Raw genomic sequence first — 18,245 nt, 5'->3', positions numbered from 1 at the left:
GGGTCAGCCGCCGGTGAGCACCACGAGCTGCCGGGTCGCCCTGGTCATCGCGACGTACCGGTCGACGGCCCCCTCGACGCCGTCCCCGAACGCCTCCGGGTCCACCAGCACGACCAGGTCGAACTCCAGCCCCTTCGACAGCTCGGGGGTGAGCGAGCTGACCCGGGGCGTCGAGCGGAACGACGGGTCGCCGATCACGCACGCGACGCCCTCGCTGTGCGCGGCGAGCCACTTCTCGAGAACGGCGTCCCGGTCGGCGACCGACCCGTGCACGACGGGCAGACCGCCGCCGCGGACGGACGTCGGCACGTTGGCGTCCGGGAGCACCGCCCGGATGACCGGCTCGGCCTCCGCCATGACCTCCTCCGGGGTGCGGTAGTTGACGCTGAGGGACGCCACCTCGATCCGGTCGAACCCGACCCGCCCCAGCCGCTCCCGCCACGACTCGGTGAACCCGTGCCTGGCCTGGGCGCGGTCCCCGACGACGGTGAAGCTCCGGGACGGGCAGCGCAGCAGCAGCATCTGCCACTCGGCGTCCGTCAGTTCCTGCGCCTCGTCCACGACGACGTGCGCGAACGGGCCGGTCAGCGGCTCCGGGTCGACGGCGGGCAGGGTGTTCTCGTCGACGAGGGTGTCGCGCAGGTCCTGGCCGTGCAGCATCGTCACCGCGCCCTCGCCGTCGGGGTCGGCGGCGAGCAGGTTGTCGATGACGCCGGACATCCGCTCGCGTTCCGCCGCCGACGCCGCCTTCTGCCTGCGCTGCCTGCGGGCCGACTCCGGGTCGCCGAGCCGCTGCCGGGCCGCGTCCAGGAACGGCAGGTCGGACACCGTCCAGGCGGACGGTTCGGCGCGCTGGAGGCGGCGCACCTCGTCCGGTCCGAGCCAGGGCGCGCAGCGGCGCAGATAGGCGGGGACCGACCAGAGGTCGCCGACCAGGTCGGCCGCCTCCAGGAGCGGCCAGGCCCGGCCGAACGCGGTGCGCAGCTCCCGGTTGGCCAGCAGCGACCTGCGCAGCAGGGCGGCGGGGGCGTCGCCGTCGTGCTTGTCCATGAGCAGCGTCAGCAGCTCCTCCCAGACCTGCTCGCGGGCCTCGTTGTGCGGGGTGCCCGGTTCCGCCGCGTCGAAGGCGACGGCCCAGTCGTCGGCGGTCAGCGCGATGTCGTTCCAGTGCGTCCTGACGGTCATGCCCTCGGCGGGCGGCTCCTCGTAGAAGCGGACGGCGGGTTCGACCGCCCCCACCAGACGCGCGGACGCCTTCAGCCGGGCCACCTCCGGATCGGCCTCGGCGACCGCGCCCGCCCCCTCGGCGACCAGGTCGCGCAGGGTGCAGGTCTGCACGCCCTCCTCGCCGAGACTGGGCAGCACGTCGGCGACGTACGCCAGGTAGGGCTGGTGCGGTCCGACGAACAGCACCCCGCCCTTGCGGTGGCCCAGGCGCGGGTCGGAGTAGAGCAGGTGGGCCGAGCGGTGCAGGGCGACGACCGTCTTGCCGGTGCCGGGGCCGCCGTCGACGACGAGGGCGCCGCGCGACCCGGCGCGGATGATGGCGTCCTGGTCGGCCTGGATGGTGGCGAGCACGTCCCGCATCCGGGACGAGCGGTCGCCGCCGAGGCTGGCGATAAAGGCGGACTGGTCGTCGAGGGCCGCGTGGCCCTCCAGGCCGTCAGCGGTGAACACCTCGTCCCAGTAGTCGCTGATCCGGCCGCGCGTCCAGCGGTAGCGGCGGCGGCTCGCCAGGCCCATCGGCGCGGCGTGGGTCGCCGCGAAGAACGGCTCGGCGGCGGGGGAGCGCCAGTCGAGCAGCAGCCTGCGGCCGGTGGCGTCGGTCAGTCCGAGCCGTCCGATGTAGACGGGCTCGCCGCCGTCCGCGGGCACGATGTGGCCCAGGCACAGGTCGAGGCCGAACCGGCGCAGGGCGCGCAGCCTGCCGGTCAGCCGGTGCACCTCAAGGTCCCGTTCCATCGCGCCCCGGCCGAGCCCGCCGGGCGCCCGCAGCTCGGCGTCGAGCCGCTCGGCCAGCTCCGCGACGGTCTGCGCGAGGCTCTCCGCGACGGCCGCGAAGTGCTGTTCGTCGCGGCCGATCAGCGCCGGGTCCGCCTTCGCCGAGAGCCGCTCGGGCAGGTCGAACGCGCTGGTGGTCAGCGGGTTCACGGCGACACCTCCGATCCGGGGCGGCGGCGCCCGCGCTTCCCGGCGTCGCCGCACGATCCGTCAACCGACAACAGCGCACGCACGTCGTGAGTCTCCCGTTTCTCTGGTCCAGGGCTGTGGCCTGCGATTCTGCGCCACCGAGGGGGCCTTGCCGCAAGCCCCCCGGTGCGCTATACGTTGAGAGTGGCGAGGGGCGCGCTCCTCGCCTTCCGTGTGCCCGGGGTCCGCCGGTCACCGGCCGCCCGTTCAGGGCGCGCTGTGCCACACCACCGACATGTAGGCGCCGAGGTAGGCCGACCCGCCGACGGCCGCCGTCAGGGCGAGGACGAGGTGGCGCCGGGAGGCGCGGGCCAGGTGCGCGGCGACGGGCAGCAGCAGCGGGAACCCCGGCATCAGGAACCGGGCGCGCGGGAAGTAGACGCCGCCGCTGGCCAGGACGATGACCAGCAGCACGCCGGTGAGCACGAGCAGCGGCAGCGGCTGCCGGTCGGCCACCGACAGGCCGAACAGCACCACCGAGACGATCAGCGTGCCCGTGACGACCAGCAGGAAGAGCTGCGGGGTCGGGTCGTGGGCGAGCAGCTCGCGGAACCGGCGCAGGGTCTCGCGGCCGCCGTCCAGGTCGTTGCGCCACAGCCGCTGCACGGCGAAGTAGCCGTCCCAGCGGCCGAGCCGCAGCCCCACCCAGCCGACATACCCGCACCAGCCGAGCGGCGCGAGCAGGACGGCGGCCCGCAGCCGCGGGTCCCGGGGCCGGCCGCGCAGCTCCCACAGCGCCCAGGCGCAGACCGCCGCGGCCACCGCCACGCCCGTCGGCCGGGTGAGGCCCGCCAGGCAGGCCAGCGACGCGGCGGTGAGCGGCCGGTCGGTCAGGGCGGCGAACAGCGCCCACGCGGCGAACGCGGTGAAGAGGGACTCGGTGTACCCCATCCACTGCACCGGGCCGACCGGCAGCGCGGCCCACAGCACGGTGACGAGGACACCGACCCGGCGCCCGTACAGCCGGTCCCCGACCGCGAAGATCCCCCACGCGGCGATCACCGACGCGACGACGGCGACGGCGAGTCCGGCCGAGGCGCGGGAGCCGGGGGTGACGGCCGCGACCGCCTTCGTCAGGTACGGGTAGAGCGGGAAGAACGCCAGGTTGTTGGAGGAGCGGGCGGTGCCGAGCACCTGGGCGTAGCCGTGGTCGGCGATGCCCAGGTACCAGTCGGCGTCCCACTTGGTCGCGAGGATCGGCCAGAGGCCGTGGTGGCGCCGGTGCGCCCAGAGGGCGAGCACGACCAGGCCGAGGGAGCGGACGCCGAGGTAGGCCAGGAGCGCGGGCGCGGCGTGCCGCAGGGGGTGGACGCGGGGCGGGGGCCGGCGGGCGCGGCGATCACGCGGGGTGTCGGCCGGAAGGCGGTCGTGGACACGGCGGCGGCTCCAGGGCGGGCTCGGCGGGGACGTTGCCGTCCCACGGTTGCCCGGCCCCCGGGGCAGACGTGGACCCCCGGTCAAGGGCCAGCCGCAATTCACCCGTTGGGGTGGCACCCCGGCTCCCGGAACCACGCCGCCGGGCGCGCGGGGGCGCGGGAACGGAGGCCGCCGCGACGACGTCCCCGAGGCGGGCGCGGGAAGACGGGGACCCGCGGTCTCCGCGCCGCCGTCCCCGACCCGGACGCGCGAGCGGGGCGGGCGGGCCCGGCCCGGCCCGCCCGCCCCCTTTGTTCCGTCCCGCTCCGCCGCCGGTGGCGGAGCCCGTCAGATCCCGGCGGCCGCCGACAGGTCCCGCTTGACGGCGGCCAGCAGCTCGGCGCCCCGGGCGCGGGCCGCGGGCAGCTCGGCGTGCGAGCCGACCGGGACGACGACCTCCAGGTAGCACTTCAGCTTCGGCTCGGTCCCCGACGGCCGGACGACGACCCGGGCGCCGTCGAGGGTGTAGCGCAGTCCGTCGGTGGGCGGCAGGCTCCCGGTGCCCCGGGTGAGGTCCTCGGCCCGGGTCACGGCGAGCCCCGCCAGCTCGGTCGGGGGCCGTTCGCGCAGCCGCCGCATCGCGTCGGAGATCACCGACAGGTCCTCCACCCGCACCGACAACTGGTCGGTGGCGTGCAGCCCGTGCGTGACGGCGAGGTCGTCGAGCAGGTCGGGCAGGGTGCGGCCCGCCTCCTTCAGCTCGGACGCCAGCTCGGTCAGGAGCAGCGCCGCGGTGATGCCGTCCTTGTCGCGGACGCCCTCCGGGTCGACGCAGTAGCCGAGCGCCTCCTCGTACCCGTACCGCAGCCCCTCCACCCGGGCGATCCACTTGAAGCCGGTGAGGGTCTCCTCGTACGGCAGCCCGGCGTGCTCGGCGATCCGGCCCAGCAGCGACGACGAGACGATGGACTCGGCGAACGTGCCCGTGACCCCGCGCCGCACCAGGTGCGCGGCGAGCAGCGCGCCCACCTCGTCGCCGCGCAGCATCCGCCAGCCGTCCCCGTCGGCGACGGCCGCGGCGCACCGGTCGGCGTCCGGGTCGTTGGCGATGACGAGGTCGGGGCGGGTCGCGCGGGCCTGTGCGAAGGCCAGGTCCATCGCCCCCGGCTCCTCCGGGTTCGGGAAGGCGACCGTCGGGAAGTCCGGGTCGGGCTCGGCCTGTTCGGCGACGAGCACCGGCGCGGGGAACCCGGCCCGCGCGAACGCGGCCAGCAGGGTGTCCTTGCCGACCCCGTGCATCGCCGTGTAGACGGTCCGCGCGGTGCGCGGCGAACCGGCGGCCAGCACGGCGTCGGTACGGGCCAGATAGGCGTCGAGGACGGAGTCGTCGAGGATCTCCCAGCCGTCCTGCGGGCGCGGCACGTCGTGCAGCGAGGCGACGGCGTCGATCTCGGCGGCGATCTCCGCGTCGGCGGGCGGCACGATCTGCGAGCCGTCGCCGAGGTACACCTTGTAGCCGTTGTCCCGGGGCGGGTTGTGGCTCGCGGTGACCTCCACCCCGGCGACCGCGCCGAGGTGGCGTATCGCGAACGCCAGCACCGGGGTGGGCAGCGGCCGGGGCAGGACGGCGGCACGCAGCCCCGCGCCGATCATCACGGCGGCCGTGTCCCGGGCGAAGTCGGCGGACTTGTGCCGGGCGTCGTACCCGATCACGACGAGCCCGTCGCCCCGGCCCTTGTCCCGCAGATACGCGGCGAGCCCGGCGGCGGCGCGGATGACGACGGACCGGTTCATCCGCATCGGGCCCGCGCCCAGCTCCCCGCGCAGCCCCGCGGTGCCGAACTGCAGGGTCCCGGCGAACCGCTCGGCCAGCTCGGCCGTGTCCCCGGCCTTGATCAGCGCGGCCAGCTCCCCCCGGGTGTCCGGGTCGGGATCCTCGTCGTGCCAGGACTGCGCCCGCGCGATGAGTTCGTCGTGCACGTGGGTTCAACCTCCGGTGGAGAACGTCGGGTGGGGGGAGGGGAGAGGGCGCGCCGCCCGTCCCGTCAGATGCGTTCGAGCACCCGCGCCAGCAGGGTCCCCATCCGGGTGGCGGAGTCCCGCCCGGCCTGGAGCACCTCCTCGTGGTTCAGCGGCTCCCCGGTCATCCCGGCCGCCAGGTTCGTCACCAGCGAGATCCCCAGCACCTCGGCGCCCGCCTCGCGCGCCGCGATGGCCTCGAGGACGGTGGACATGCCGACCAGGTCGGCACCGATCACCCGGGCCATCCGGATCTCGGCGGGCGTCTCGTAGTGCGGCCCGGGGAACTGCGCGTAGACGCCCTCCTCCAGGCTGCTGTCGACCTCCTTGCACAGCGCCCGCAGCCGCGGCGAGTACAGGTCGGTCAGGTCGACGAAGTTCGCGCCGACGATCGGCGAGGCCGCCGTCAGGTTGATGTGGTCGCTGATCAGCACCGGCTGTCCGGGGCGCATGCCCTCGCGGAGCCCGCCGCAGCCGTTGGTCAGCACGACCGTCTTGCAGCCCGCGGCGACGGCGGTGCGCACCCCGTGCGCGACGGCGGCCACCCCGCGGCCCTCGTAGTAGTGCGTGCGGCCGAGGAAGACCAGCGCCCGCTTGTCACCGGTGCGGTACGAGCGGACCCGGCCGCCGTGCCCCTCCACCGCCGGAGGCGGGAACCCGGGCAGCTCGGTGACCGCGAAGTCGGCCTCGGGCACACCGAGCCCGTCCACGGCGGGAGCCCAGCCGGAGCCCATCACGAGGGCGACGTCGTGGGTCTCGGCGCCGGTCAGTTCGCGCAGGCGGGCGGCGGCCGCGTCGGCGGCGCCGTAGGGGTCGCCCTGGATGTCGTCCGGAAGAAGAGATGCGTTCACGGCGTCGAGGGTAGCGGCTTTTTGTTTACGCGCGTAGATGACAGAGCTCACGGGAATGCGATCGTTGTCTTGTCGTTTCCGACGAACGCCGTGACGGCGGTGGCGCACCGGGTCAGCAGGGGCGCTTGCGCAGCTCCATGACGTAGTCGTGCGGGGCGCCCGCGGACTCCGCCGCGTCGGCGATCTCCCCGAGGTAGCGGGCCGAGGGCAGGCCGCCCTCGTAGCCGTTGAGGACGTACGCCCAGGCCGGTTCCTCGCCGTCCAGGGTGTGCGCCCGCACCCGCGCCCTGCGGTAGATGTCGAGGCCGACGCCCTCCCACCGGTCGAGCGACTCCTCGTCGGCGGGCGCCAGGTCGTACAGGGCGACGAAGACCTGCGACAGCGGGTCCTCGACGAGCGTCGCCAGCGCGCCCTCCCAGCCCATGTGCTCGCCCCCGAAGGTCAGCCGCCACCCGTTCAGCCAGCCGGTGGCGCGCATCGGCGAGTGCGGTGCGCGGCGGGTCATCAGCCGCGCGTCGAGGTTGCCGGCGTACGCGGCGTAGAGCGACATGGCTCCGAGGGTACGTCAGCCGGCCCACGCGTCCCTCCCGTCGCAGGGGGACCCGAGGGGGCGGCCGGGAGCGCCCCGGCGGCGGGCCCGCGACCGGTCCGCGCGACCCCTGTCCCGGCCCCCGTGCGGTGCCACCTTGAAGGGTGCGGGACAATGGGGTACGTGACTCGGATCGTGATCATCGGCGGCGGACCTGGCGGATACGAAGCGGCGCTGGTGGCCGCGCAGCTCGGCGCGGAGGTGACCGTCGTCGACTGCGACGGCCTCGGCGGGGCGTCGGTGCTGACCGACTGCGTCCCGTCGAAGACCCTCATCGCCACCGCGGAGGTGATGACGACCTTCGACTCCTCCTACGAGGAGCTGGGCATCATCGTCGCCGACGACACCCCGCCCGCCGAGCAGGCGGCCCGGGTGGTCGGTGTCGACCTGGGCAAGGTCAACCGACGGGTGAAGCGGCTCGCGCTCGCCCAGTCCCACGACATCACCGCGTCCGTCACCCGCGCCGGCGCCCGCGTCATGCGCGGCCGGGGGCGGCTGGAGGGCATGCAGTCCCTCGACGGCTCCCGCAAGGTCGTCGTCACCGCCGCCGACGGCAGCGAGGAGACCCTCGTCGCGGACGCCGTCCTGATCGCCACCGGGGCCCACCCGCGCGAGGTCCCCGACGCCCAGCCGGACGGTGAGCGCATCCTCAACTGGACCCAGGTCTACGACCTCACCGAGCTGCCCGAGGAACTGATCGTGGTCGGCTCCGGCGTCACCGGCGCCGAGTTCGCGGGCGCCTACCAGGCCCTGGGCTCCAAGGTCACCCTCGTCTCCTCCCGCGACCGGGTGCTGCCCGGCGAGGACCCGGACGCCGCCGCCGTCCTGGAGGACGTCTTCCGCCGCCGCGGCATGAACGTCATGGCCCGCTCCCGGGCCGCCGCCGCCAAGCGGGTCGGCGACCGGGTCGAGGTCACCCTCGCCGACGGCCGGGTCATCACCGGCTCGCACTGCCTGATGGCGGTCGGCGCCATCCCCAACAGCGAGGGGCTCGGCCTGGAGAAGGCCGGGGTCAAGGTCCGCGACTCGGGCCACATCTGGACCGACAAGGTCTCCCGCACCACCGCGCCCGGCGTGTACGCGGCGGGCGACGTCACCGGCGTCTTCGCGCTGGCGTCCGTCGCCGCCATGCAGGGACGTATCGCCATGTACCACTTCCTCGGCGACGCGGTGGCCCCGCTGAACCTCAAGACCGTCTCCTCGAACGTCTTCACCGACCCGGAGATCGCCACCGTCGGCTTCACCCAGGCGGACGTCGACGCGGGCCGGATCGACGCCCGGGTCGTCAAGCTGCCGCTGCTGCGCAACCCGCGCGCCAAGATGCAGGGCATCCGGGACGGCTTCGTCAAGCTGTTCGCCCGCCCCGGCACCGGCATCGTCGTCGGCGGTGTGGTCGTCGCGCCGCGCGCCTCGGAACTGATCCATCCGATCTCGATCGCCGTCGACAACAATCTGACGGTCGAACAGATCGCGAACGCGTTCACCGTCTACCCGTCTCTTTCGGGGTCGATCGCGGAGGTGGCGCGGCAGCTGCACACCCGCAAGGCGGCGGGCGACGCCTGACCGGCCCGGCCGACTCCCCGCTGGTCACGGGGAGTTGCCGCGCGTGCGTACGGCATAGTCGGGGCGGGTAGGCCCTATACCACTCGACGTGCCACGGTGCGAACAACTTCGGTTATCCGGCGCAAACTGCTGAAAGCAGACGGTCGTTGGGGTTACTGTCAGTTTCGTGTTCGCTGCAGAACGTCGCCAATTGATCCTCGAAATGGTGCGAGCGAACGGGGCCGTGTCGCTCCGTGAGCTCGCCCGCGTCGTCCAGACCTCAGAAGTGACCGTACGGCGGGACGTGCGCGCACTGGAGGCAGAAGGACTCCTCGACCGCCGGCATGGCGGTGCGGTACTGCCGGGCGGTTTCACGCGGGAGTCCGGCTTTCCGCAGAAGTCACATCTCGCGACCGCCGAGAAGACGGCCATCGCCGATCTCGCCGCGGGCCTCGTCGAAGAGGGCGAGGCCATCGTGGTGGGGGCGGGTACCACCACCCAGGAGCTGGCCCGACGGCTCGCCCGGGTGCCGGGGCTGACCGTCGTCACCAACTCCCTGCTCGTCGCCCAGGCGCTGGCCCACGCCAACCGCGTGGAGGTCGTGATGACCGGCGGGACCCTGCGCGGCTCCAACTACGCCCTCGTGGGCAGCGGGGCCGAGCAGTCCCTCCAGGGGCTGCGGGTCTCGCGGGCGTTCCTGTCCGGGAGCGGGCTCACCGCGGAGCGTGGACTGTCCACCTCCAACATGCTCTCCGCGTCCGTGGACCGGGCCCTCGTGCAGGCCGCCGCGGAGGTCGTGGTGCTCGCCGACCACACCAAGCTCGGCGCCGACACCATGTTCCAGACCGTGCCGACGGATCTGATCACCCGGCTCGTGACCGACGAGCCACCGGCCCACGACGACCGTGCCGGGACGGAGCTGCAGGCCCTTGCGGATCAAGGGGTGCAGATCGCTGTCGCGGGCGGGGCCGGGGAGCATCCCGGGGCGGCGCCCCGGCAGGCGCAGGGGCGGCGGGACGTGCCCGTACCCGGGCCGCGGCGCGGGGTGCCGGGGGCGGCGGGCGCGGCGGGCGCGGCGGGACCGGCTGGGGGTGGGCTTCGGTCCGCGGCGGTGTTGGGTGAGGCGGGGGGAGAGCGGGGGCGCGTCGCGGACATGCGGCGGCGATAGGTCGGTTCTTGCGGCGGTCGGGGGAGCGCCGTTGGGGTGATGTGGTGGGGTGTGTGCGGCGCCGTTGGGGCTGGTCGCGCAGTTCCTCGCGCCCCCAAGAGGGCGCCGTTGGGGCTGGTCGGGCAGATGCCCGCGCGCCCGAGAGAGCGCCGTTGGGGCTGGGGGCGGGGCTTCTCGTGTGCCCCGGGGGCGGGCCCTGGGTTATGTGGGTTTCAGGCCCTTCAGGGTCAGGGTGAGGAGGCGGTCGGCCAGGGTGGGGTCCGTGGGGGATTCCTCCGCCGCCAGGGCGATCGCGTGGGTCAGTTGGAGGAGGTCGGTGATGGTGATGTCCTGCCGTACCGCCGTCGACTGCTGAGCCCGGGTCAGGAGGGCGCCGCCCGCCTCGCGGATCGGGTCGCCGCAGCGGGACGCCAGCGTGGACGTCGTGTCCGTCGACATCGTCATCAGCGCCCGTGACAGACCCCGGTACTCGCCCGCGTGCCGGACCATCTCGCGCAGCCACGTCACCAGGGCCGTGCACGGCTCGGGGGCGTCCAGCAGTTCGCGGGAGCGGGCCAGCAGGTCGCCCACCGCGTCCTCGAAGACCGCGCTCAGCAGTGTCTGCCGGTTCGGGAAGTGCCGGTACAGGGTGCCGATGCCGACCCCCGCCCGCCGTGCGATGTCCTCCAGCGAGGCGTCCGCGCCGTGCGCCGCGAAGACCGTGCGGGCCTCGGTGACCAGCCGCGCGTAGTTGCGTCTGGCGTCGGCGCGCATGGCGCGCGCGCCCCTTCCCGGTGCGCCGGGGAAGGCCGTGTCCGGCATGTCCTCCACCCGCCCCTCTCTCGGCCGACGTCCCCCCAGGATGCCATCCGTGCCGCCGTACGAGGGACGCCCGGCACACCGGCCGTGCGGCCGGGTACCGGGCGTCCGCCGGAAGGTGCGGGGGTCAGTCCTTGATCTCGCAGATCGCCGCGCCGGACGTGACCGACGCGCCGATCTCCGCGGCCAGGCCCTTCACGGTCCCGGCCCGGTGCGCGTTCAGCGGCTGCTCCATCTTCATCGCTTCGAGGACGACGATCAGGTCGCCCTCCTGGACCTGCTGGCCCTCCTCGACCGCGACCTTGACGATCGTGCCCTGCATCGGGGAGGCGAGGGTGTCGCCGGAGGCCATCGGGCCCGACTTCTTCGCCGCCCGGCGCTTGGGGCGGGCCCCGGCCGCGAGGCCGGTGCGGGCCAGCGACATGCCGAGCGACGTCGGCAGCGAGACCTCCAGACGCTTGCCGCCGACCTCGACGACCACCGTCTCGCGGCCCGGCTCCTCGTCCGTCTCACCGTCGGCCGGAGCGGCGAACGGCTTGATCTCGTTGACGAACTCCGTCTCGATCCAGCGGGTGTGGACCGTGAACGGGGCGTCGGAGCCGGTCAGTTCGGGAGCGAACGCCGGGTCCTTGACCACCGTGCGGTGGAACGGGATCGCCGTCGCCATGCCCTCGACCCGGAACGCCTCCAGCGCGCGGGAGGCGCGTTCGAGGGCTTCCTTGCGGGTGCGGCCGGTGACGATCAGCTTCGCCAGCAGCGAGTCCCAGGCCGGGCCGATGACCGAGCCGGACTCGACGCCCGCGTCCAGGCGCACGCCGGGACCCGACGGCGGGTCGAAGAGGGTGACGGTGCCGGGCGCGGGCAGGAAGTTGCGGCCCGGGTCCTCGCCGTTGATGCGGAACTCGAAGGAATGGCCGCGCAGTTCGGGGTCGCCGTAGCCCAGCTCCTCGCCGTCGGCGATCCGGAACATCTCACGGACCAGGTCGATCCCGGCGACCTCCTCGGTGACCGGGTGCTCCACCTGGAGACGGGTGTTGACCTCCAGGAAGGAGATCGTGCCGTCCATGCCGACGAGGAACTCGACCGTCCCCGCGCCGACGTAACCGGCCTCCTTCAGGATGGCCTTCGACGACGCGTACAGCTCGTCGAGCTGCTCCTGCGACAGGAACGGCGCGGGCGCCTCCTCCACCAGCTTCTGGTGGCGGCGCTGGAGCGAGCAGTCACGGGTGGAGACGACGACCACGTTGCCGTGCGAGTCCGCGAGGCACTGGGTCTCCACGTGCCGCGGCTGGTCCAGGTACCGCTCGACGAAGCACTCGCCGCGCCCGAAGGCGGCGACCGCCTCGCGCACCGCGGACTCGTACAGCTCCGGCACCTCTTCGAGGGTGCGGGCCACCTTCAGACCGCGACCGCCACCGCCGAAGGCGGCCTTGATCGCGATGGGCAGGCCGTTCTGCTCGGCGAACGCGACGACCTCGTCCGCGCCCGAGACCGGGTCCGGCGTACCGGCCACCAGCGGGGCGCCCGCGCGCTGCGCGATGTGCCGGGCGGCGACCTTGTCACCGAGGTCGCGGATGGCGTGCGGGGGCGGGCCGATCCAGATCAGACCGGCGTCCAGGACCGCCTGCGCGAACTCCGCGTTCTCGGAGAGGAATCCGTACCCGGGGTGGACGGCGTCGGCCCCCGACTCGCGGGCCGCGTTCAGGACCTTCTGGATGTCCAGGTAGCTGGTCGCCGGGGTGTCACCGCCCAGGGCGAACGCCTCATCCGCGGCGCGGACGTGCAGAGCGTCCCGGTCGGGCTCCGCGTAGACGGCCACGCTGGCGATCCCCGCGTCCTGGCAGGCTCGGGCCACGCGGACAGCGATTTCGCCACGGTTGGCGATGAGCACCTTGCGCACGATTGAGGCTCCCTCCTTGAAACAAGCCGATTTTAGGGACTGCCGACACGGCGCATCGACCCGTCCACAGAGGTGAGCTTGCCCACACGGAGTGTGATACCCGGCGCGCTCGACCCGTGAAATCCCTTGTCGCACCAAGGTACGAAGGACTCCTCCCGAAAACCCTAGTCCTCCGATGTGGTGGAGGTCTCTGTGAGGCCGTGCTGCGGGCCACCGGGTTTCTTTGTGGAGTCCCTACTAATGGCCCAATGAATCTTTGCCCCCGGCCGAACCCTTGTCCCGAGGTTTACTCGTTAGTAACGTTCGCGATGTCTCGAACATGCTCGCCAGGACCGAAGCCTTGTCAGGCTTCCCCGGGCGTCGGTCGGAAGTGGGTGGGGGCCGGTGATACGCAGGCCGGTGGCGTGGATCGTGGCGGTCGTGCTGTTCGGCGAGGCGCTCTTCTTCGCCGCCTTCAACTGGTTCCTCGGCGTCGTCGTCGGCCGCCAGAAGATGTCCCTCGCCGGTCTCGACCCCGAGGTGATGGCCCGGTCCTCGAAGATCGGCGGAGTCGTCTTCGGCCTCTACTTCGCGTTCTGCGCGCTGGTCGCCCTGCTGGTCGCGGTCCGCGACCGGCAGCCCGCCGGGCTCGGCCGGGTCCTGCTGATCAGCGTCGCCGTGGTGCACGGGCTGCTCGCCGCGTTCGCGTGGGGGCCGATCGGCCCGGCCGCCTTCTTCGGCCTGCTCGTGGTGCTCGCCCTGATCGTGCTGCTCCTGGTCAGCTACGACCGGCCGCCGCGCACCCCCGGACGGACCGGATCCGACGGCGGCGGCGACGCGCCCGTCAGTCCTGGTCCCGCGCCCACAACTCCGTGATCCCGACGCCCAGTTCGGCCAGCAGCCGGCGAACGAGCGGCAGGCTGATGCCGATCACGTTGCCGTGGTCGCCCTCGATGCCCTCGACGAACGGCGCCGACCGCCCGTCCAGCGTGAACGCCCCGGCGACGTAGAGGGGTTCGCCCGAGGCGACGTACGCGGCGATCTCCGCGTCCGAGGGCTCACCGAAGTGCACGACCGTGGACGCCGTCGCCGCCACGTGCCGCCCGCTCGCCGTGTCCCACACGCAGTGCCCGGTCTGGAGGGTCCCGGCCCGGCCGCGCATCGCCTTCCAGCGGGCGGTGGCCTCCTCGGCGTCGGCGGGCTTGCCGAGCGCCTGCCCGTCCAGGTCGAGCACCGAGTCGCAGCCGATCACCAGGGCGCCCGCGGCCTCCGGGCGGGCGGCCACGACGGACGCCTTCGCCCGCGCCAGCGCGAGGGTCAGCTCCGCCGGGGTCGGCGCGGTGACGGTGTCCTCGTCGAAACCGCTGACGATCACCTCGGGGGCGAGGCCCGCCTGACGCAGCAGGTTCAGCCGGGCGGGGGACTGGGAGGCGAGGACGAGTCGGCGCATGCCGCCAGGGTAGCCGCGGACGGTCACCGCACTCCCAGCACGACCATCGCGACCAGCATGGCCAGCGCGAGGAAGAGGCCGAGCCGCCGCAGGGTCTCCTGCATGTCGCGGAGTTCCTTCGGCGGCTCGTTCTCGGGATCGGACCACAGCATGCTCCCCAGGGTGCGCCGGGCCGCGTCGCGCCGCCTGAGTACCCGTACTCAGGTTTCCCGCGCCCCGGCCGCGCCCCCGGGCCCGGGAGGCTCAGCCGGGCCAGTAGGTGCGGGCCCAGGACGTCGGACCCGGCCGCGGGAGCCCGCGGGAGGCGATCCTGGCCGGGTCCGACCAGGAGTCCCGCGGTGCCGCGGGCGCCGCCGGCAGACTCGCCGCCGCCCGCGCCCGGACCACCGCCACCGCGGCCGCCAGCTCCTCCGGGGTCGGATTGCCCCGGACCACCTTGATGTTCATGACGGCTCCCTGCCTGGGGGGAATCGGTCTAGAGCGGGATGTTGCCGTGCTTCTTGGGCGGCAGCGCCTCCCGCTTGGTGCGCAGCTGCCGCAGCCCCCTGACGATGTGCGCCCGGGTGTCCGACGGCATCACCACGGCGTCCACGTACCCGCGTTCGGCCGCCACGTACGGGTTCAGCAGGGTGTCCTCGTACGCCTGGATCAGCTCGGCCCTGGTCGCCTCCGCGTCGTCCGCGTCCGCGATCGTGCGCCGGTGCAGGATGTTCACCGCGCCCTGCGCGCCCATCACCGCGATCTGCGCGGTCGGCCAGGCCAGGTTGAGGTCGGCGCCCAGGTGCTTGGAGCCCATCACGTCGTACGCCCCGCCGAACGCCTTGCGGGTGATGACGGTGATCAGCGGGACCGTCGCCTCCGCGTACGCGAAGATCAGCTTGGCGCCGCGCCGGATGATCCCGTCGTGCTCCTGGTCCACACCCGGCAGGAAGCCGGGCACGTCCACGAAGGTGACGACCGGGACGTTGAACGCGTCGCAGGTCCGCACGAAGCGCGCCGCCTTCTCGGACGCCTTGATGTCCAGGCAACCCGCGTACTGCATCGGCTGGTTGGCGACGATGCCCACCGGACGGCCCTCCACCCGGCCGAAACCGGTGAGGATGTTGGGTGCGTAGAGCGGCTGCGTCTCGAAGAACTCCGCGTCGTCCAGCACGTGTTCGATCACGGTGTGCATGTCGTACGGCTGGTTGGCGCTGTCCGGCACCAGGGTGTCCAGCTCGCGGTCCTCGTCGGTGACGGACAGGTCCGCCTCCTCCGGGAACGCCGGCGGCTCCGAGAGGTTGTTCGACGGCAGGTACGACAGCAACTGCTTGACGTACTCGATGGCGTCCTTCTCGTCCCCCGCCATGTGGTGCGCCACGCCCGACGCCGCGTTGTGGGTGCGGGCCCCGCCCAGCTCCTCGAAGCCGACGTCCTCACCGGTCACCGTCTTGATGACGTCGGGGCCGGTGATGAACATGTGCGAGGTCTGGTCGACCATCACGGTGAAGTCGGTGATCGCGGGCGAGTACACCGCGCCGCCCGCGCACGGCCCGACCACCAGGCTGATCTGCGGGATCACCCCGGAGGCGTGGGTGTTGCGGCGGAAGATCTCGCCGTACGCGCCCAGCGAGGCCACCCCCTCCTGGATGCGGGCGCCGCCGGAGTCGTTGATGCCGATGACCGGGCAGCCCGCCTTCAGCGCGAAGTCCATCACCTTGGCGATCTTCTGCCCGTAGACCTCGCCGAGCGCGCCGCCGAACACCGTGAAGTCCTGCGAGAAGACGGCGACCGGGCGGCCGTCGACCGTGCCGTACCCGGTGACGACCCCGTCCCCGTACGGACGGTTGGCGTCCAGGCCGAAGTGGGTGGAGCGGTGGCGGGCGAACTCGTCCAGTTCGACGAAGGACTCCTCGTCGAGCAGCAGCGCGATCCGCTCACGGGCCGTCAACTTGCCCTTGGCGTGCTGCTTCTCGACCGCGCGCGCCGACCCGGCGTGCGTCGCCTCGTGGACACGCCGTCGCAGATCCGCGAGCTTCCCCGCCGTCGTGTGGATGTCGATCTCTTCGTGCGCTTCAGGCATTTCCGGCTCGGACATCGGGATGCGGCTCCCTGCCTGCTCAAAAGGGGGGACGGTTACTCATCCGTAGAGTAGTGCTGCGCCTACCGATCGGCAGTGCGGTCTTCACCACACCTAGGGTGGACGTATGACGCCGCGAGACGCCTCAGACGACAGCCGCTGGTCCGACCTGGACCGGCCGCCGCTCAACGCCGCCGCGCTGCGCCGGGCGCTGGTGCGGGAGGGCGGGCTCTGGACGGACGTGCGGGTCGTGCCGAGCACCGGCTCCACCAACACCGACCTGGCCGCCCGCGCGGTCGCGGGCGAGGCCGCCGAGGGCGCCGTCCTGGTCGCCGAGGAGCAGTCCGCCGCGCGCGGCCGTCTCGACCGGCGCTGGAGCGCACCCGCCCGCTCCGGACTCTTCTTCTCCGTCCTGCTCGAACCGGACGTGCCGGTCGCCCGCTGGGGCTGGCTGCCGCTGCTGACCGGCGTCGCCGTCGCCACCGGGCTCTCCCGGGCCGCGGGCGTGGACACCTCACTCAAGTGGCCCAACGACCTGCTGGTGACCGTCGGCGGTGCCGAGCGCAAGGCCGGCGGCATCCTCGCCGAGCGGGCCGGGGAGCGCGGGGTGGTCGTCGGCGTCGGCATCAACGTCACCCTGAAGGAGAGCGAGCTGCCGGTGCCGAACGCCGGATCGCTCGCCCTGGCGGGCGCCGCGGGCACCGACCGGGACCCGCTGCTGCGGGCCGTGCTCCGGTTGCTCGAACAGTGGTACGAACGCTGGCGCGAGGCGGACGGCGACCCGGCGGCCAGCGGCCTCCAGGAGACCTACGCGGCCGGCTGCTCGACGCTGGGCCGCACCGTTCGCGCCGAGCTGCCCGGCGGGCGGGACCTGATCGGCGAGGCCGTCGCCGTCGACGGGGACGGGCGGCTGGTGCTGGCCACCGAGGCCGGTGTGCAGGAGCCGGTGGGCGCCGGGGACATCGTCCACCTGCGGCCCGTCTGAGCAGAACGGGCCCGGAAGGCGTTATGGAGGGCAGGGCCACCGTCGGCGCCACGGGAGTGAGCTACCGCACACCTGCCGTAGAGTTGTGGCCGGTCGATACCTGACCGTGGCAGATCGGAAGGGCAGCAGGCGTGACCGTCGACGACACGGGCTCCGGCACGGGCGCGCACGGCCGGGTGGACCCCCAGGACGCCGATACCGGCGAGGACCCGCTCGCCCTGCGCCTCGAACAGCTCATCCTCGGTGCCGAGCGCCGCTACACCCCCTTCCAGGCCGCCCGCAGCGCCGGTGTCTCCATGGAGCTGGCGTCGCGCTTCTGGCGGGCGATGGGCTTCGCGGACATCGGGCAGGCCAAGGCGCTCACCGAGGCGGACGTGCTGGCGCTGCGGCGCCTCGCGGGCCTGGTGGAGGCGGGGCTGCTCAGCGAGGCGATGGCCGTGCAGGTGGCCCGCTCGACCGGCCAGACCACGGCCCGGCTCGCCGAATGGCAGATCGACTCCTTCCTGGAGGGCCTGACGGAGCCGCCCGAGCCCGGGATGACCCGCACCGAGGTCACGTACCCGCTGGTCGAGCTGCTGCTGCCGGAGCTGGAGGAGTTCATCGTCTACGTCTGGCGGCGCCAGCTCGCCGCCGCGACGGGCCGCGTCGTCCAGGCCGCGGACGACGAGGAGATGGTCGACCGGCGCCTCGCCGTCGGCTTCGCCGACCTGGTCGGCTTCACCCGGCTGACCCGGCGGATGGAGGAGGAGGAGCTGGGCGAACTCGTCGAGGCCTTCGAGACCACCGCCGCCGACCTGGTCGCCGCGAACGGCGGACGGCTCATCAAGACCCTCGGCGACGAGGTCCTCTACGCGGCCGACGACGCGGGCGTCGCGGCGGAGATCGCGCTGCGGCTGATCGAGACCATGGCGAACGACGAGACGATGCCCGAGCTGCGCGTCGGCATCGCCTTCGGCACGGTCACCACCCGGATGGGCGATGTCTTCGGGACGACGGTGAACCTGGCCTCCCGGTTGACGTCGATAGCGCCGCGTGACGCGGTCCTCGTCGACAGCGCCTTCGCCGAGGAGCTGATCCGCACGGCCGAGGCGCCGAGGTCGGAGGCGGAGGCCGCGGAGGCCGCCGCGGCCGCGGAGAAGGCGGGCGAGGCCGCGCCGACGCACCGTTTCGCGCTCCAGCCGATGTGGCAGCGGCCGGTGCGCGGGCTCGGCGTGATCGAGCCGTGGCTGCTCTCCCGCAGGGACACCACCCACCAGAACGGCTGACCCGCCGCCGCCCGTCCTCAGCCGCCCAGGCCCACGCAGATCCGCACGACCGGCAGGCACAGCCGTGGCCGCGGCCCGGCGGAGCCGGACGGCC

At 73.5% G+C, this 18,245-nt stretch carries 16 protein-coding genes; 5 read left to right on the top strand and 11 right to left on the bottom strand.

Annotation, left to right across the window (positions count from 1 at the left end; all coding sequences use genetic code 11):
* Positions 1-3: 3 nt before the first annotated feature.
* The 5 genes from helR to GA0115242_RS07645 form a co-directional block, all read right to left on the bottom strand.
* Complete coding sequence (gene helR, locus GA0115242_RS07665) at positions 4-2,151, bottom strand: RNA polymerase recycling motor ATPase HelR (RefSeq protein WP_093825868.1); 2,148 nt, start codon at positions 2,149-2,151, stop codon at positions 4-6.
* 246 nt (positions 2,152-2,397) lie between these two features.
* Positions 2,398-3,432, bottom strand: a complete 1,035-nt coding sequence (locus GA0115242_RS07660; protein WP_370672254.1) for a glycosyltransferase family 39 protein — start codon at positions 3,430-3,432, stop codon at positions 2,398-2,400.
* Between the two features lie 462 nt (positions 3,433-3,894).
* Entirely contained in the window at positions 3,895-5,526 is a 1,632-nt protein-coding gene (locus tag GA0115242_RS07655) for a phospho-sugar mutase (RefSeq protein ID WP_093825866.1), read from the bottom strand.
* A 65-nt stretch (positions 5,527-5,591) separates the two neighbouring features.
* On the bottom strand, positions 5,592-6,416 hold the full coding sequence (locus GA0115242_RS07650; protein ID WP_093825864.1) for a purine-nucleoside phosphorylase: 825 nt from the start codon (positions 6,414-6,416) through the stop codon (positions 5,592-5,594).
* Between the two features lie 112 nt (positions 6,417-6,528).
* Complete coding sequence (locus GA0115242_RS07645) at positions 6,529-6,966, bottom strand: gamma-glutamylcyclotransferase (RefSeq protein ID WP_093825862.1); 438 nt, start codon at positions 6,964-6,966, stop codon at positions 6,529-6,531.
* A gap of 153 nt (positions 6,967-7,119) precedes the next feature.
* On the opposite strand from GA0115242_RS07645, the gene GA0115242_RS07640 reads away from it, so the two are divergent.
* Entirely contained in the window at positions 7,120-8,568 is a 1,449-nt protein-coding gene (locus tag GA0115242_RS07640) for an NAD(P)H-quinone dehydrogenase (RefSeq protein WP_093825860.1), read from the top strand.
* Positions 8,569-8,770: 202 nt separating this feature from the next.
* A complete protein-coding gene (locus GA0115242_RS07635; RefSeq protein WP_237548919.1) occupies positions 8,771-9,715 on the top strand; it encodes a DeoR/GlpR family DNA-binding transcription regulator in 945 nt (314 codons plus the stop codon).
* Between the two features lie 201 nt (positions 9,716-9,916).
* Here the strand turns inward: GA0115242_RS07635 and GA0115242_RS07630 are convergent, their stop codons facing one another.
* Together GA0115242_RS07630 and GA0115242_RS07625 are read right to left on the bottom strand one after the other, a co-directional pair.
* A complete protein-coding gene (locus GA0115242_RS07630; protein ID WP_093825951.1) occupies positions 9,917-10,468 on the bottom strand; it encodes a TetR/AcrR family transcriptional regulator in 552 nt (183 codons plus the stop codon).
* A gap of 172 nt (positions 10,469-10,640) precedes the next feature.
* Entirely contained in the window at positions 10,641-12,413 is a 1,773-nt protein-coding gene (locus GA0115242_RS07625; protein ID WP_093825856.1) for an acetyl/propionyl/methylcrotonyl-CoA carboxylase subunit alpha, read from the bottom strand.
* Between the two features lie 384 nt (positions 12,414-12,797).
* On the opposite strand from GA0115242_RS07625, the gene GA0115242_RS07620 reads away from it, so the two are divergent.
* The gene (locus GA0115242_RS07620; RefSeq protein ID WP_093825853.1) at positions 12,798-13,268 is read left to right on the top strand and encodes a hypothetical protein; all 471 of its coding nucleotides are present in this window, start codon (positions 12,798-12,800) and stop codon (positions 13,266-13,268) included.
* Here GA0115242_RS07620 and GA0115242_RS07615 read toward each other — a convergent pair.
* From GA0115242_RS07615 to GA0115242_RS07600, 4 genes are all read right to left on the bottom strand, one after another.
* Positions 13,237-13,842: a Maf family protein gene (locus tag GA0115242_RS07615; protein ID WP_093825949.1), complete on the bottom strand. Its 606-nt coding sequence runs from the start codon at positions 13,840-13,842 to the stop codon at positions 13,237-13,239. The two genes, GA0115242_RS07620 and GA0115242_RS07615, sit on opposite strands and share 32 nt — an antisense overlap.
* A 23-nt stretch (positions 13,843-13,865) precedes the next feature.
* Positions 13,866-13,994 carry a morphogenic membrane protein MmpB gene (gene mmpB, locus GA0115242_RS41500; RefSeq protein ID WP_093825851.1) on the bottom strand — a complete coding sequence of 43 codons (129 nt, stop codon included), beginning with the start codon at positions 13,992-13,994 and terminating at the stop codon, positions 13,866-13,868.
* A 91-nt stretch (positions 13,995-14,085) separates the two neighbouring features.
* Positions 14,086-14,289 (bottom strand): acyl-CoA carboxylase subunit epsilon, encoded by a 204-nt coding sequence (locus GA0115242_RS07605; protein WP_093825849.1) that lies wholly within the window; start codon positions 14,287-14,289, stop codon positions 14,086-14,088.
* Between the two features lie 28 nt (positions 14,290-14,317).
* On the bottom strand, positions 14,318-15,919 hold the full coding sequence (locus tag GA0115242_RS07600; protein ID WP_093825846.1) for an acyl-CoA carboxylase subunit beta: 1,602 nt from the start codon (positions 15,917-15,919) through the stop codon (positions 14,318-14,320).
* Between the two features lie 109 nt (positions 15,920-16,028).
* Between GA0115242_RS07600 and GA0115242_RS07595 the strand changes: the two genes are divergently transcribed.
* Together GA0115242_RS07595 and GA0115242_RS07590 are read left to right on the top strand one after the other, a co-directional pair.
* Positions 16,029-16,886 carry a biotin--[acetyl-CoA-carboxylase] ligase gene (locus GA0115242_RS07595; protein ID WP_093825844.1) on the top strand — a complete coding sequence of 286 codons (858 nt, stop codon included), beginning with the start codon at positions 16,029-16,031 and terminating at the stop codon, positions 16,884-16,886.
* A 131-nt stretch (positions 16,887-17,017) separates the two neighbouring features.
* Positions 17,018-18,151 carry an adenylate/guanylate cyclase domain-containing protein gene (locus tag GA0115242_RS07590; protein ID WP_093825842.1) on the top strand — a complete coding sequence of 378 codons (1,134 nt, stop codon included), beginning with the start codon at positions 17,018-17,020 and terminating at the stop codon, positions 18,149-18,151.
* Positions 18,152-18,245: the final 94 nt, after the last annotated feature.

This window comes from Streptomyces sp. SolWspMP-5a-2, assembly GCF_900091845.1.
Classification (GTDB): Bacteria; Actinomycetota; Actinomycetes; order Streptomycetales; family Streptomycetaceae; genus Streptomyces; species Streptomyces doudnae.
Note: the sequence above shows the minus strand (reverse complement) of the source record. Positions and strands in the feature narration are given on the sequence as shown.